The organism is Lysinibacillus canaveralius (assembly GCF_047301505.1).
Taxonomy (GTDB): Bacteria; Bacillota; Bacilli; order Bacillales_A; family Planococcaceae; genus Lysinibacillus_B.
On the sequence record NZ_CP154840.1, the window covers coordinates 2,633,295 to 2,648,196 of the forward strand.

Consider the following 14,902-nt stretch of genomic DNA (forward strand, 5'->3'; position numbering starts at 1 on the left):
TTGAACACTCCTTATTTTTGAAGTTGTGCATAGATCTCTTTCCATGTAGCTAGACGGCTTTCTTCCTGAAGCAGCATGCGCTCTGTTTCAATTTGTTCGATTGCCTGTTCAAACAGGTGCAGACGCAAGTCTTCTGCTTCTTTTGCAATAAATTCCATTGCCCATTTCTGGAGGCGATTTTTCTCTCCTTCTACATATGTTTGGGCATCAGGTTTTGTAAGATTTTCAAGGGCGTCTTTAAGTTGCTCTTTTTCGTTTTTCTCAAAGAAAGACTTTGGATTTTTGTAATAGGATTTTACACTTGCATATTTTGAACGTTCTGCAAAAGGACCCGAGAAATCAAGGATGTTCGGCTCTTCAGGCTCAAAAGCAAGGAAGGAGAAGCTATGATTGAATTCCTTCAAATTCTGGGCATCTTCTTTGAAACGCTCCTTCATTTTCTTTTGGACGAACTGCGCCAGACGGAAGTTCGTTACACGCATTTCCTGTGCAAAGTCAAAGCTTAGCGCCTGCAGTACTTCTTTTAACGCTGTATCCAGGGCCTGTTGCGCTGGCAGCTGTGCAAACGTTGAGGGATTATATGACTCGCGGAAGAAATCCGGATAGCGATAGTACACACGCTGCATAACATAATACAGCAGCTCATCCAGCTCCTGCTTAGCGTCTGATTCAAGCATTGCTGTATTCGTCGACTGATACGTATTCTTCACATGCTGCTCTAACTGTGCAAGCTCTGCAAGACGTTCATCCTTCCGTTTCAAGTTTTCTTCTGTTTGCTGGATCAGGTCATGCAGACGGACATGTGTCTTCTCAACTTCTTCATGAAGCGCCTGTACTGCAATCCCCATTAACTCCTCATTTAGGAAGTGGTGGAACGCTTCTTCAAACGGTGCCATACCAGATTGATGATTTGCCTGCTCCTGTTTTTCCTTTAGTGCCATTAAACTAGAAACACCATGCAAACGCGGGAATCGGATACCGAAACGCTGCAGCTCTGATTTTACATAACCTTTTACTTCTTCAGCTTCCTCTTCTGTTGAAGCCAAGTCGATCGCATTCACGATAAAGAACATTTTATCAAGCTCGAAGGCATCCTTTACGCGACCAAGCTGGATAAGGAATTCTCTGTCTGCCTTTGCAAAGGCATGGTTGTAATACGTAATGAATAAAATCGCATCCGCATTCCGAATATAGTCGAATGCAACGCCTGTATGACGGGCGTTAATCGAGTCAGCCCCTGGCGTATCAACAAGCGTGACACCCATTCGTGTAAGCGGTGAATCATAGTAGAAATCGATATTATCCACGAAACAAGACTTATTTTCTTGTGCAACAAACTTTTCAAAAGCCTCACGTCCTACGCGAATAACAGTACCAAGCTTTTCCTTAAATTCTTCATACCCTTCCGCATATGCACGAATAAACGATTTATGGACATTCAGGCGCTCATCCGATAATTGTACAGCCAAGCCTTCTGAAGACCGATTGAACGCTTCTTCCAACGATCCCACCTGCAGGCCGATTGCTTCATATGAACCTTGAATGTCTTCAAGAAGCTGTGCTGCTGTTTTTAATTGCACGTCAGCTGTTTCATGAGGGTGTTCTGGTGTCACTGGACGGATTTTATTTATTGCAGCTGTCGTAGGGTTTGGTGATACAGGCAGCACTTTTGAACCCATCAGGGCATTCGAGAAACTGGATTTTCCTGCACTAAACGCACCGAACAAGGCAATAGTAAAATCCTTCTGCTGTAAACGCTCCACTTTCTTTGTCAGATAGTTTGCGACTTCCTTGAAACCTTGAACGTTACCAACTGCCTGTGCCGTTTTCAATGCATTAGCGACAACCGCCTCTGTATTATGCGATGCCCCTGCCTGTACGTGAGCATCTTCCTCTATGACTTCCTGCTTTTGTTCTTTCGTTGCAAGCATTGACTCGTTAAATGGACGGATATCAGCAAGTGCCTGCTCATAATCTGTCTGCCATGCTGCCACCTGTGTTTTGGCAGCTGATCTTACCTCTTTAGAGCTTTGTTTCATTTGTTGATCGCTGAATTGCTTCTGCCCATCGATTGCTTGAATTTCTTTAATTGCCTGAATTTTATCCTTCATTGCATTAATTTTCATCTGTACAGGTGCCGCAGCTTCCTCGGCAACTTGCTTTAATACAGCTTGCTGCTCATCTTTCCAGGCATCTGTTTCGCGGATGAAATAGCGCTTCGTCGCTTCCGCTACCCGGTTAGCAAAATTCAGTACTGCATCTCCTGTTACCATGACATTGCTTTGAACTTGGTCTTCAATGACTGAAAACGGTACTTGGAATGGTCGTGCATCAATTTGAGCTGCACGCTCATCCGTTAGTGCACCTACATCCTTCAACGCCTGCTTCATCAGGGATTTCATATGGCCTGTCAATTGTGATTGAAGGATTGTTTGATAGCTTGCATTCGCATCTTCAATACGGCGTTGCTTTTCTTCTTCCGTTTTCTTTTTAGCTGAGAAAAAGCCGCCCACCTTGAAGCCTTCTTCACGGGACTCTAAATAAGAACGTAACTTTTCACGAAAATCTGCTGGAATAATGGCTGCATTGTCCAAAATATCCTTCCGGTGCTCCTCAAACCGATCATTCCATTGTTCAAATGAAAACAGCTCCGTTTGGCGTGTTAATTTATCGTATTGCTCTAACAAATCCTCACGGTGAGCCCAATCGTCTTCAGAGATTAACTCCTGATGAGTTTCAAACAAGTCCTGCTTTTCCTCCGCCAAAAATGCCTCATGCTCATGATGAAGTTTTATCAATGTATTTTTCGCTGTGGCAACAAGCTGTTCCTGCCAATCCTCCATCGAATCCATCACGATTTTCTTCACTTTGGCAAAATCATTATGAGGATGATCAAGTGCTTTTAAGGATGTAAAGAAGACATCCTTTGGGTATACCCCCCAGGCTGCGAACGAATTGTGTACCGATTGTTTGAAATCCTCAAACGAAAGTTCCGCATCTCGGTGCTTATCAATTTGATTAACAATCAAATAGACATTTGAATTGTATTTCATCAATTGCTTTGTAAATTGGAAGTTCAACTCGGATTGTACATGGTTGTAATCCATTGTATAAAATACGACATCAGCAATATGCAGAGCTGATTCTGTACTCATGGCGTGAGCATCATCTGTTGAATCCACACCAGGTGTATCCATCACTGTAACACCTAGCGGTAGGCTTGATGTGCTATGTCCAATTTCAATTTGCGAAACTAGATCTCCATTTTTACTAAGCTCTTTTACCTGTTTAATATCATAACCTGCCTCAAACTTCACGGGTTTTTCATTATGTAAATAAAGAATAGCAAAGTCCTCTTCAGATTTATGTACCTTAACAATATTAGCGCTTGTCGGAATGGGGCTCGTCGCTAAAATGTTCTCTCCTGATAAGGCATTGATCATACTCGACTTTCCTGCCGAAAAATGCCCTGCAAAACCAATCACGTACTCCTTCTGCAGCAGTTTACGCGCAAATAGATGAAGCTTCTCCATTCTTTCTGTATCTTTATTTTCTTTATAAATTGTATATTGAAGGGAAGATTGCTGCAGCAATTCTTCAATTTGTTGATCTAAAGCATTCATTCTTTCTAATGCCCCTTTGTTTAGTATTTTGTCATAATGATATAGTAACATGGATGCGCTTGAAAATCGGCTAAAAAATTATTAGTTCGCTCACTTTTCTGTAACTTTCATTTTTAAGTATGTAGTAAAAGATAAATAAAAAAGAAAATCATACTTTTTGTCGAAATATGTTGGTATTCTATGGTAATATCAGTATATTACGTCCATTCGTCCTGTCGTTTGTTCTGTACATCAAGAACTTTGGCATGATAAGATGGGAAAAATAGTTAGGAAAAGGGTGCATAAGTTTATGAGTACGTCTGTCCACATCCAAACCATTTTAAATGGAACCGTTCATGCTTTAAAAACGCTTTTGCCTATGAATATGAATATTGCATCCCCCTCCCTTACAGCTGAACCTTATATTCAACAGGAAATGGGTGTATTGATTGGGCTAGTTGGAGATTTGAAGGGACGCGTCATCATTGATGGTTCCCCTGCTATATTCGGCAATATTGGCTCGAGCATGTTTGGCATGCCTTTAGAAGGAGAAATGCTGGAATCCTTTACTGGAGAGTTTGGCAACATGATTGCCGGCAACCTTTGTACACATGCCGGGCAAAATAATTTGGAGCTTGATATCACGCCCCCCACCGTGATGGTCGGCAACACGAAATTATACGGATTCCAGCACGCATTTCGCCTCCCTGCTACAATTGAAGGGATAGGAGAGATTAACATCTTATTCACAATTGATGAAGAATAAGAGAGAAAGCAAGAAAACCCAGGCAATTTTATACATAGAACAGGTGAAATCAATAGCTGATTTCACCTGTTTTTTTGTTGAGAAAAATACACTTAATTTCACATTTTCTTCATAAAAATTGCCTATACGTGTGATTTTTCTCACATCTTCCCTCATTTTTTTTCTATATGATGAAGGCAAGTATTACTCCAATAAAATTTGATAGGAGGTCGCACCATGGCAAATAAAAAAAAAGCCGAGGAAAACTTGAAAGGTACACTCTATATGACATTTGCTGTAGGCTTTGTCATCATCATTGTCTGGGCTTATTGTTTTGGATTATTTACCGATCGTTTCTAATCAAATTAATAGATCCGCTTAAAAAGGAGGGGAATTTTTCATGCACATACATAAGTATGAAAAATGGTGGCTTGTATTCGGCTGTGCCACATTAGTAGCATTTTTAGTCATTTTGGCCATTGGAGCATTCCATAATGGCACACATCCGAACGAAGGGAAAATAACAGTTGACTACGAAAAAGTAGACAGCATTGCACCGTTCGATAATCCTGGTGTTCATAAAGTTGAAGGTAAGGATTGGGATTATGAGGTTGTGCTTGTAGCTTCAGCTTTCAGCTATAATCCCAGTGAAATTGAGGTACCGCTTGGCTCAGTTGTAAAATTTTCTGCAACAACAAAAGATGTAATCCACGGTTTTGAAATCGCTCAGACAAACATCAACATGATGCTGGAGCCAGGATATGTTTCTGAATATGTAGCTGAGATGAATAAAGCCGGTGAATATTTGATTGTATGTAACGAATATTGCGGTACAGGACATACGTATATGTACGGTACGCTGAAGGTGGTGGACGAAAATGCTAAAGACAGTTAGTAGTCACGTAGCGGTAGAAGAAAAAGACACAGCCTTGATGGAAAAAGAGATTAAATCGTCTCCGATAAAACAAAAACTAACAGCTAACTTTATCCGTGTGGATAAAAAAGATGCAAAATTAGCAATGGCCCATATGTATGTTGCATTTATCGCTCTATTATTAGGTGGTCTTGCCGGATTGCTTCAAGTGTTAGTACGCTCTGGTGAATTTAAATTACCAATGGGCATTAAAATTGGTTACTATCAAATTCTAACAGTACATGGTATTTTACTTGCACTTATTTTAACGACATTCTTCATTATGGGCTTCCAATTAGCCTCTATCAGCCGCACAGCCGGGGCATTCACCAATGTGCAGCGAAAAATTGGATGGGTCGGCTTCTGGCTAATGGTTGTTGGGACTGCTTCCGCTGCTGCCATGGTTCTATTAAATGAAGCAACAGTACTCTATACATTTTATGCTCCCCTGAAGGCACACTGGATCTTCTATCTCGGTCTTACACTCGTTGTTGTAGGCTCTTGGCTGCTATGTATTATGCAAATTATGAAATATTATCAATGGAAAAGGGAAAACAAAGGACAGACTTCCCCACTTCTTACATTTATGGCAGTCGTAAATTCGATCCTTTGGATTACTTGTTCACTAGGTGTTGCAGTTGAAGTCCTATTCCAGCTCCTGCCATGGTCATTAGGACTCGTTGAACGTGTTGATGTACTATTATCTCGGACGCTATTCTGGTATTTCGGTCATGCACTAGTATACTTTTGGCTGCTTCCTGCTTATATGGCTTGGTATGTTATCGTACCAAAAATTATAGGCGGCCATATTTTTTCAGATGTGCTTGCCCGCTTATCTTTTATGTTATTCCTGCTGTTTTCATTCCCAGTTGGTATTCACCACCAGCTGACTGAACCAGGGATTGAAGGATTCTGGAAATTCGTTCAAGTTGTATTAACATTCTTTGTTGTTATTCCATCGTTAATGACCGCATTCTCACTCTTTGCCACGTTTGAAATGCGTGGTCGTGAGCTTGGTGGCAAAGGGGTTCTTGGCTGGTTTAAAAACCTTCCATGGGGGGATGCCCGCTTCCTTGTCCCATTTATCGGTATGGTTGCGTTTATTCCCGGTGGTGCCGGCGGTATTGTCAATGCTTCTTACCAAATGAACCAGCTCGTGCATAACACGATTTGGGTAACAGGTCATTTCCACTTAACTGTGGCAACTGCGGTTGTATTAACATTCTTTGGTGTCGCCTTCTGGCTCATTCCGCATTTAACTGGTCGCACACTTACGCCAAAGCTGAATTATCTCGGAAATGTTTCAGGAATTCTATGGGGAATCGGAATGTTTATTATGTCGTTATCCATGCACCTTGCAGGCTTACTTGGTGCACCGCGTCGCTCCGAGTTCTCCACTTACGGCGGCTCTCAGACTGCTTACGAGTGGATTCCATATCAGATTGCACAGGCAGTCGGCGGAACCATACTATTTATTGCCATTCTGCTGATTATGTATATCGTTGTACAGCTGATTTGGTTTGCGCCTAAAGGCGAAGAAGAATTCCCAGTTGCTGCAGTAGCACCTGGTGCAGAAAAGACTCCTGCTATTCTTGAAAACTTTAAAGTATGGGGTGTCATTTTAGTCGCACTAATTATCTTTGCTTACACAATGCCAATTATCGAAATTATTTCAAATTCGCCCGCTGGCTCAAAAGGCTTCATGCTTTGGTAATGAAAATCCCCTTTTCTGAAATAACAGAAAAGGGGATTTTATTATAATTGATATAGTTTTGTATACTTATCTTTTAAATAGTTTGCAAGATAAGCAGCATCCAGTCCTTCACCGGTACCTTCCTGTAGTAACTCGAACGGCTTTTTCAATGAACCATGCTGGTGGACCTTTTCTGTCAGCCATTCACGAATCGGCTGTAGGTTCCCCTCCTCACATAGTTCATCGAAGTTGGGAATGTCTTTATCCATGGCTGCTTTCCACTGCGCGGCATACATATAACCTAATGCATAGGAAGGGAAATATCCAAAGCTTCCGCCGCTCCAGTGCATATCCTGTAATACGCCTTCAGCATCATTTTTCGGGCGGATACCCAAATAAGCTTCATATTTATCATTCCATACTTTCGGGAGATCTTCTGCTTGAAGGTTCCCGTCAAATAATTCGCGTTCTATTTCATAACGAATCATAATATGAAGCGGGTACGTCAGCTCATCTGCCTCAATCCGGATAAATGAAGGTTCAACATAGTTAATTGCCTGTAAGAAATCCTCCACTTCCACATCTCCAAACTGCTCTGGAGAATATTTCTGAAGAAGCTTAAAGTTGTACTTCCAGAACTGTTGATTACGCCCGATGAAGTTCTCGTAAAATAGCGATTGTGACTCATGAATCCCCATGGATGTTCCGGTCGATAGTGGTAGTCCGTTTAGTTTCGGATCGATATTTTGCTCGTAAAGTGCATGACCACATTCATGGATTGTACCAAATACGGCTGAACGGAAGTCATTTTCATCATATTTTGTCGTCACACGGATATCACCGCTGTTTAATCCGATCATAAACGGATGTACCGTCTCATCCAGCCGGCCTGCTTCAAAATCATAGCCAAGCTGCTCTAGCAGCTCAAGTGAAGCGGCACGCTGCCCTTCTTTTGGAAAATGCTTAAATAACATCGATGTATCCGGTTTGTTTGGCGATTCGTTTATTGCTTTAACAAGCGGTACAATTGTCTCACGAAGCTGGCCGAACACCCGATCTAAAATATCAGTTGTCATCTCTGGTTCGTATTTGTCTAATAGCGTATTGTACGCAGAGCCATTTTTAATACCCCAATAGTGAACAAATTTCTTCTGGTATTCTATAATTTGCTTCAAGTAAGGAAGAAACAGCTGGAAGTCAGCTTTCTCCTTCGCTTCCTCCCATACAGTCTCTGCCTTCGATTGGAGAATGACATATTCTTTATATTCTTTTGCAGGGATTTTTTTCGATTCATCATAGGATTTTTTTACTTCTTCATACAGGCGTTTTGTAACGAAATCCATTTGCTCCTTTGAGATTTCATCTAACAACCTTCCAAGTTCCTCAGAAGTTGCCAAAGCGAATGCTTCAGCAGACAAAGTACCTACGACTTCCGCTCGTTGCGCAAGCCCTTTCTTTGGCGCTCCTGTACGCATATCCCAATATATAACGGATAACGCCTCGTTATAATTTTGCATTTTCTTTACATAATCGATAAATTGTTGTTTTACTGACATTTTAAAACAACCCCCTTTCTCTCATTATAATTCGCCATACGAATTAAAACCACCTAATAATAGGTGGCCTGCTTTTTATTTTGTTTATCATTCAGTCTAATTAGGCTTATTGCTTATTAATTTCCTCAATCCAGCCAAGTATTCTTTTTGTCCTATTTAAATTCACAGGTGTTCTGCTAGTTTGAAAGAAGACTACAATTTGCTCTAAAAGCGAGGCATAATATGGCTTTTCCATTTTCCAGAATTGGAGGATAAGGGGCTCCTCCCGAGAATGTACAACACCTCCGAATTTATCGTTCCACTTATACTCTCCGCGGAAAACTGCTTGTCTGCCATCTTCAAACTGCAGGCTCAAAAGCTCGTAGTCTTCAAATTTCATTCTAGTAAAATTCTCCACCTCTGCATTGAATACTTCATCAATCCATTCCAGCGTATGAATACCATACCAATAATAGCCGGGCATCTTGTCCTGCAACGGAAGAGGGCCAAACGCGTATAGCGATTTCACCTCATTTTTGTCAAATCCTTTCAGAATTTCACTAAATCGAAGACTTGATGAAGAGAATAGTGGTGTACCAAATGTATCTGCTATTTCTACCATGCGATGGAAAGCTTTCATACCAATTGTCATCGGTTTATCAATGTAAACCGGCTTTTGAAAAGCAGCAATCTTTTCGAACCATTCCAGATGGTTTCTTCCATCTATCGTAACAATCATCCATGCGTCTACCTTTTCATTTAGCCTTTCGATATCTTCGTAACAAGGAATATGAAAGGCCTCAAGTAAGCTTTCAAAGTAATTAGCACGATCCCTGCTGATTGGCATATCCTCTGAATAAGATTTAATATATCCGGCAAATCTCGCTCCTGGATGATAAAAAGGGTTCGTGACGTCATGCAGCATATGAGCGAAAATAGCAACATGTGTTGTGTCATTTCCTATCAATCCGATTTTCATTTTCATCACCTCTAAATTTATAGCACTGACGTGGCCTGCCTCTGCTATTTACTTTCTCTAGACCGCCCAATTCTATTATTCCATTATCAATCCAGTTGGAAATAATGCGATTGGCAGCCCTTTTTGTTACTTTTAGTGTATTTGCCACTTCATCTGAGGTGAAATGGTTCAGTTCGTTTTTCGCCATATATGTTTTTATCATTGCTATTTGTTTTTCCTCGAACTTTCCCTTCTCACTGGACCGGTTCAACTGATACACAGTCGGTGCATGTAACTCGAGTGGACCGATCACAAGCCTTTTTTCATTTACAATAAAAGCACTATTAGCCGTATATTGTTTACATTGACGAAGGGCCAAATCAGCATGGAATACAGCAGATGGTATTGAAATTCCAAAGCCAATGCCAATATGCAGCGTATAGTTTTCAATGTTCTTTATTTCCTTCAATATGTTCAGCACTTTGTAACCTTCTGTTATCCTTTCAAACTCGCCACGATGGACAATAAAATGATATTCTTTATCGTCTATTTGAAAAACATGACCATTCATTTCCTCAATATATTTATACAAATCCCTCTCCAGCTTTTCTTTTCGTAATGTCATTTGCTTTATTGTCCAAACTTCATTATTTACGTATTTTAATGAGATTTTACCAAACACTATTTGGCTCTCCCGCTGCCGCCGTTGTGAGGAAGAGAGCATCATCCGTTCAATACATACGATAATATCTTCTCTAGTTGGTTTTAGCCATACAACGGGTATATTGATTTTCATGAGTGCCTCCTCTACTTTTTTTAGAGAAGTAATAACCCCAAAATCCTCCTTTTCTCCCCTTACTTCTAAATGACGCTGAATAATTCTATCAAGCTCCAACAGATTATCGAAATATTCGAACGATTCAAACAACAATCCATCAATATTTGACATTGCTGTCTCTATATATTGTACAGGGATGCCATCAATACTTACACATCGGATATCCCGATCTCTGGTTAAATGAAACAATGCCTCATACAGACCGGCCCCCTTTAAAGGAATATAATAGCTTTCAACATACAGTTTCATTGATTGCTGCACTAATTGATAAGTGGAGCGGCTGGAATATAGGAAGCAGTCTACATCTTCTGCTAACTCCCTTGTAAATGAGAGGGCGTCATTAATTTCATCAGATAAACGATATTGTACCTCTAGATGCGGAAACATTGCAAAGCAGCTTTTTATTGTTTTTTCAATCCATAGAGGGCCTATGAACCCAACCTTTAACACCTTCCTCACACCCTAACAAAATAAATGATCGAATGATTTAATAATAAACCATTCGATCATTATTTGTTAAATAAGGAGAGTCTCTTTTTCTAAAAAAACCTGTACAAATTCGTCATCATGTAAATGAGGATATAAGGCATATACTTCGTCAATCAGTTCGGCCTGTCCGCTGCTTAATACTTCTCTTTCACTAATACACATGTTCGTTGCAAGCAACCTTTGCCTTCTCAATACTTCATTTATTCCTGCAATACTCCCTTTAAATTGATGATGTGCATCGAAAAATGCCGCATTCGCATGCGTCACCTGCTGAGCAATCTTCATCCATTTCTCATCGATCGAGTGCTGCTCTCGATGCTTTTTTATCTCTTGGAACAGCTCCACTGCTTTAGAAGTCCATACAGCCCAGTGCCCTAAAAGCCCGCCGACAATTCGTTTCTGTTTTACTACACCGTCTACTTTCTCTTCAAATAGGGTAAATAAATCATGAATGATTGTATCATCGTTCCCTGTATACAAAGCAATCTCATCAGCCCTGCTTGAATACATAATAGCTCTTGCCACATCAATCGTTAAATAACGGTTGAACGGAGCTGCTTTTATCGCATATACATTTGGGATTTCACAAAACTGTTCCCAGTAAGTTTTACTAAAAATCCTACCACCTACTGCTGGCTGCAAGTAAAAGCCAATAACAGGTATGATGGAAGCAACCTCCTTGGCACGCTCAATCAACTGTGACTCACTGCTATGTGATAAACCATTATTACTTAGGAGTATAAGATGGTAACCTAATTCCTTTGCAAGTTTAGCTTCTTTTTTTGCCTGCTCTACATCACCACTCACCCCTGCCACCTTTATGAAATCCTTTTTTGCATGTGCTTCAATTTCTTCACATGCAAGCCGTAATACTTTTGTATATAATAAAAAGTTATCATGAATTTCAAATTGTGTCGTATGAACCCCTACGGCCACTCCGTCTACTCCTGAAGCAATATAATACCTTGTCAGCCTCCGCTGAGAGGCTTCGTCCAAACTTTTATCTTCTAATAAAGCAAGTGGATGTGCCGGAATGAAAGAACCAGTTAGAAGCTTCTCTTTAATATTCGTCTCTAACATTAGAACTGCCCCTTTCGCTCTTGGAAATGTGTCGGCTTATTTAACAATTCTCCATCATTCTGAATCCAATTGGCGATCAAATCGATCATTTCCCGAACGGAAACAGAAGGGTAACCAAACATTTGGTGTGCCCTTGATGAATTACTTAGCAAGGCTGTATTGGCTTCTTCTCCTACAATTTTAGCTTCCTTTCCAAAACATTTTCCAAATTCCTGAGCCAGCCAGCGTACGGATAGCGTTTCTGGACCAGTTGCATTGAAGATGTTTGGAGGAATTGCGGCATGAAGCAATGCACGGATGGCATACTCATTGGCGCTGCCCTGCCATATAACATTCGCATGCCCCATTGTCACGTCTACTGGCTCCTCTTTATAGACAGACCGTGCGATTTCTACGAGAACACCGTACCGTAAATCAATAGCATAATTGAGTCTGAAAATCACCATCTTTGTCTTGTGTAGATGAGAAAAATAAGTAAATATACGTTCTCTTCCTAACGAAGACTGGCCGTATTCTCCTACTGGATTAGGTAATGCCTTTTCATCACAACCTCCCATTTTTAACTCTGATAGTGGATAGACATTCCCTGTTGAGAAAACAACAATACGAGAATCTTTAAAATGTTCAGCTACACGCCCTGGAAGATAGCTATTCATTGCCCACGTAAAATGCTCATTACCGTGTGTCCCAAACTTATTTCCTGCCATAAAAATGACATTGGGCACAAATGGCAGCTTCTTCATTTCCTCATCATTCAATAAATCACATGCAATCGTTTTAATACCCTTTTCATTTAATTGCTGCTCTAATGTGCCATTTGAAAACCTCGATACTCCAATTACCTTTTGTTTGGTACCCGCTGCATCAATTGCATTTTTTAATAGGTAGGCAAGTGTTGGCCCCATTTTTCCACCAATACCAAGAATGATAAAGTCTCCCTCTATCTGCTGTACATCAGCTATCAAGGCCTCGGAAGGAATGGACATATATTGTTCGAGCTGTTCTACTGAATTAATCATTTTCGTATCCCCTTTTTCATCAATTTAAGAAAATTGCCTTAAAGTTATTGATTGCTAGATAAAGTAGCACAATAAGCCCTATGATACCTAGTGCATTGCTGAATATTCCGTTTTTCAAATCGCCCATGACTTCCTTAGAATTTGCAATTACAAGAATGGCCAAAGCAATGAATGGTACGACAAAAATTGTAATGCCCTGTGCAAATGTAATAAGATTCACTGGGTTTCCGTTGAATATCAAGGCAACCGCCGATCCGAAAACCATTACAGCAATAATTGCTATTTTTACTTTCATAGAAGTTAATTTATGTCCAAGCCCCATACCATCCGCCAGAAGCCCTCCTCCAATTGTTGCATTTCCAACTAGTGAGGAATAGGAAGCACCGAATAGTCCGAGTACAAACACAAATACCGCAAAGCCGCCAAATGAAGGTCGTAATATTTCAGCCATCTCGATTGCATTGTTGACGACAATTCCTTCTGGTTTTAAAACCGTGGCAGCTGTTACCATAATTAAAAAGGAAATAAAGCCTAACAGAAAAATACCAAATAGCGACTCCATCATACTCGTCTTTGCTTCTTCTCTTCTAACACCCTTCTCCCGTACTAAATAAGATTGATAGAGTGCTCCCACAATTGAGAAAGAAGTAGCGAACAAGGCAACAACCAGTCCCATACTGCCGTCAGGAAATTGAGGAATAAAACCAGAAAAAATATTAGCTATAGAAGGCTTTACAACAATAATGGTAATAAGAAATGCCAGCAGCATGATAACAACGAGCACAAGCATTAACTTCTCTAGTACCTTATAGAATTGTGAAGAGAACAATAAGGCAATCGCTAATAGTGTTCCTACGACAATCCATACTTTCGCATTAAATCCCGTTACTGCTTCAATGGCAATCCCTGTACCTATAGCATTTCCGGCCTGAAAGGACGCACAAACTAGAAAAGCACCAATACCAATAAATACGCCTGCGATTTTTCCCCACTTCTGATTAACCAGACTAATGAAGGATTCTTTACCTGCTATTCCAATTCGGGCACTCATTTCTGTATAACAAGCCATTAAAATAACTGCTGCTACCAACGTCCATACAAGCTGTGATCCATAAATCGCTCCAATTTTGGATGACAAGGTAATCGAACCAGGTCCAAGGACCAAAGCAGAGGTAATTAAACCAGGCCCCAATACTTTCAAAAATTTTGATAAACCACCCTTTTTATCCGTTGTTACATTGGATGTAATTTCATCTTTCGTAACCATCTTTTTAACCCCCTTTTACTATTCAGAATTTTCTTTCTTTAATATTATTAAAAGGTTGATATTTTTACCATGTCCTAAAATGGTCTTTAATTCATTGTCTATTCCAAGTGAATTGCCTCTGTAGATGCTATATCTGTTATTTACAAATACCAAGATTCCTATGAACCTAAATAAAACAACAGCTTTTCCCCTATATAGGTAATAAATATTAAGTTCATTTTTGACATATAAATCTAACCCTCCTGCATACTTCTTCAAACATAAAAAATCTCCCCATTCTATCAAAAACAGAATGGAGAGCGATTGATTATTTGAGTTCAGGGTTACATTGAATACACTTTACGACAATAACCCTCCTGCTCCCAGAATAAACAGGAGCAAAACAGAAAGGAGCGAGGTAATAAGTAATGTCGCGATACTCATCAAATACCTCTTTCCATTTGCGGCACCGGAAAAGCCGATCACCCCTAAAAAGAAGGTAGAAATAACCAAACATAAATTGATCTTTAACGGATGAAAGCGAAAGATGAGCTCCGTTTCACCTGGTATAAAACTAAAAACAACAGAGGGCACAATACAGAAAATAGACAAGATAAATGCCCCAGTATTTACGCTTTTTTGCCAAACGGCTGCATCCATAGCGTTCATCTCCTATTAGCCAAATCAAAACAAGCTTACTTTACTTCACAACTAAGAACGAGATGGACGGATAAAGGATTCTCTCATTTTTTATAATTGTAGGCATCTACAATTTTACGGTACC

Annotated in this window: 13 protein-coding genes; 4 read left to right on the top strand and 9 right to left on the bottom strand. The window is 40.2% G+C overall.

What is annotated here, in order from left to right:
- Window positions 1-11 precede the first annotated feature (11 nt).
- Complete coding sequence (locus AA0Y26_RS13415; protein ID WP_413362458.1) at window positions 12-3,623, bottom strand: dynamin family protein; 3,612 nt, start codon at window positions 3,621-3,623, stop codon at window positions 12-14.
- A 289-nt stretch (window positions 3,624-3,912) separates the two neighbouring features.
- On the opposite strand from AA0Y26_RS13415, the gene AA0Y26_RS13420 reads away from it, so the two are divergent.
- From AA0Y26_RS13420 to AA0Y26_RS13435, 4 genes are all read left to right on the top strand, one after another.
- Window positions 3,913-4,368, top strand: coding sequence for a chemotaxis protein CheX (locus tag AA0Y26_RS13420; protein WP_413362460.1), 456 nt, complete (start codon window positions 3,913-3,915; stop codon window positions 4,366-4,368).
- Between the two features lie 216 nt (window positions 4,369-4,584).
- On the top strand, window positions 4,585-4,707 hold the full coding sequence (locus AA0Y26_RS13425) for a hypothetical protein (RefSeq protein WP_413362462.1): 123 nt from the start codon (window positions 4,585-4,587) through the stop codon (window positions 4,705-4,707).
- A gap of 40 nt (window positions 4,708-4,747) precedes the next feature.
- The gene (locus AA0Y26_RS13430; RefSeq protein ID WP_413362464.1) at window positions 4,748-5,242 is read left to right on the top strand and encodes a cytochrome c oxidase subunit II; all 495 of its coding nucleotides are present in this window, start codon (window positions 4,748-4,750) and stop codon (window positions 5,240-5,242) included.
- 37 nt (window positions 5,243-5,279) lie between these two features.
- The gene (locus tag AA0Y26_RS13435; protein WP_413368199.1) at window positions 5,280-6,974 is read left to right on the top strand and encodes a b(o/a)3-type cytochrome-c oxidase subunit 1; all 1,695 of its coding nucleotides are present in this window, start codon (window positions 5,280-5,282) and stop codon (window positions 6,972-6,974) included.
- 41 nt (window positions 6,975-7,015) lie between these two features.
- On the opposite strand, the gene AA0Y26_RS13440 is transcribed toward AA0Y26_RS13435, so the two are convergent.
- From AA0Y26_RS13440 to AA0Y26_RS13475, 8 genes are all read right to left on the bottom strand, one after another.
- A complete protein-coding gene (locus AA0Y26_RS13440; RefSeq protein ID WP_413362466.1) occupies window positions 7,016-8,509 on the bottom strand; it encodes a carboxypeptidase M32 in 1,494 nt (497 codons plus the stop codon).
- Between the two features lie 106 nt (window positions 8,510-8,615).
- Window positions 8,616-9,473, bottom strand: coding sequence for a Gfo/Idh/MocA family oxidoreductase (locus AA0Y26_RS13445; RefSeq protein ID WP_413368201.1), 858 nt, complete (start codon window positions 9,471-9,473; stop codon window positions 8,616-8,618).
- On the bottom strand, window positions 9,442-10,734 hold the full coding sequence (locus AA0Y26_RS13450) for a hypothetical protein (RefSeq protein WP_413362468.1): 1,293 nt from the start codon (window positions 10,732-10,734) through the stop codon (window positions 9,442-9,444). Before AA0Y26_RS13450 ends, AA0Y26_RS13445 begins: the two co-directional genes overlap by 32 nt.
- Window positions 10,735-10,800: 66 nt before the next feature.
- Complete coding sequence (locus AA0Y26_RS13455) at window positions 10,801-11,853, bottom strand: dihydrodipicolinate synthase family protein (protein WP_413362470.1); 1,053 nt, start codon at window positions 11,851-11,853, stop codon at window positions 10,801-10,803.
- Window positions 11,853-12,869: an NAD-dependent epimerase/dehydratase family protein gene (locus tag AA0Y26_RS13460; protein WP_413368203.1), complete on the bottom strand. Its 1,017-nt coding sequence runs from the start codon at window positions 12,867-12,869 to the stop codon at window positions 11,853-11,855. Before AA0Y26_RS13460 ends, AA0Y26_RS13455 begins: the two co-directional genes overlap by 1 nt.
- A gap of 22 nt (window positions 12,870-12,891) precedes the next feature.
- On the bottom strand, window positions 12,892-14,139 hold the full coding sequence (locus tag AA0Y26_RS13465) for an Nramp family divalent metal transporter (protein WP_413362472.1): 1,248 nt from the start codon (window positions 14,137-14,139) through the stop codon (window positions 12,892-12,894).
- A gap of 18 nt (window positions 14,140-14,157) precedes the next feature.
- Window positions 14,158-14,397, bottom strand: coding sequence for a hypothetical protein (locus tag AA0Y26_RS13470; RefSeq protein ID WP_413362474.1), 240 nt, complete (start codon window positions 14,395-14,397; stop codon window positions 14,158-14,160).
- Window positions 14,398-14,478: 81 nt separating this feature from the next.
- On the bottom strand, window positions 14,479-14,778 hold the full coding sequence (locus AA0Y26_RS13475; protein WP_413362476.1) for a hypothetical protein: 300 nt from the start codon (window positions 14,776-14,778) through the stop codon (window positions 14,479-14,481).
- Between the last annotated feature and the right edge of the window lie 124 nt (window positions 14,779-14,902).

What these genes read in the sequence shown, in the direction of transcription:
- AA0Y26_RS13415 (WP_413362458.1), bottom strand. Translation starts at nt 3,623, where the DNA reads ATGAATGCTTTAGATCAACAAATTGAAGAATTGCTGCAGCAATCTTCC.
- AA0Y26_RS13420 (WP_413362460.1), top strand. Translation starts at nt 3,913, where the DNA reads ATGAGTACGTCTGTCCACATCCAAACCATTTTAAATGGAACCGTTCAT.
- AA0Y26_RS13425 (WP_413362462.1), top strand. Translation starts at nt 4,585, where the DNA reads ATGGCAAATAAAAAAAAAGCCGAGGAAAACTTGAAAGGTACACTCTAT.
- AA0Y26_RS13430 (WP_413362464.1), top strand. Translation starts at nt 4,748, where the DNA reads ATGCACATACATAAGTATGAAAAATGGTGGCTTGTATTCGGCTGTGCC.
- AA0Y26_RS13435 (WP_413368199.1), top strand. Translation starts at nt 5,280, where the DNA reads ATGGAAAAAGAGATTAAATCGTCTCCGATAAAACAAAAACTAACAGCT.
- AA0Y26_RS13440 (WP_413362466.1), bottom strand. Translation starts at nt 8,509, where the DNA reads ATGTCAGTAAAACAACAATTTATCGATTATGTAAAGAAAATGCAAAAT.
- AA0Y26_RS13445 (WP_413368201.1), bottom strand. Translation starts at nt 9,473, where the DNA reads ATGAAAATGAAAATCGGATTGATAGGAAATGACACAACACATGTTGCT.
- AA0Y26_RS13455 (WP_413362470.1), bottom strand. Translation starts at nt 11,853, where the DNA reads ATGTTAGAGACGAATATTAAAGAGAAGCTTCTAACTGGTTCTTTCATT.
- AA0Y26_RS13465 (WP_413362472.1), bottom strand. Translation starts at nt 14,139, where the DNA reads ATGGTTACGAAAGATGAAATTACATCCAATGTAACAACGGATAAAAAG.
- AA0Y26_RS13475 (WP_413362476.1), bottom strand. Translation starts at nt 14,778, where the DNA reads ATGGATGCAGCCGTTTGGCAAAAAAGCGTAAATACTGGGGCATTTATC.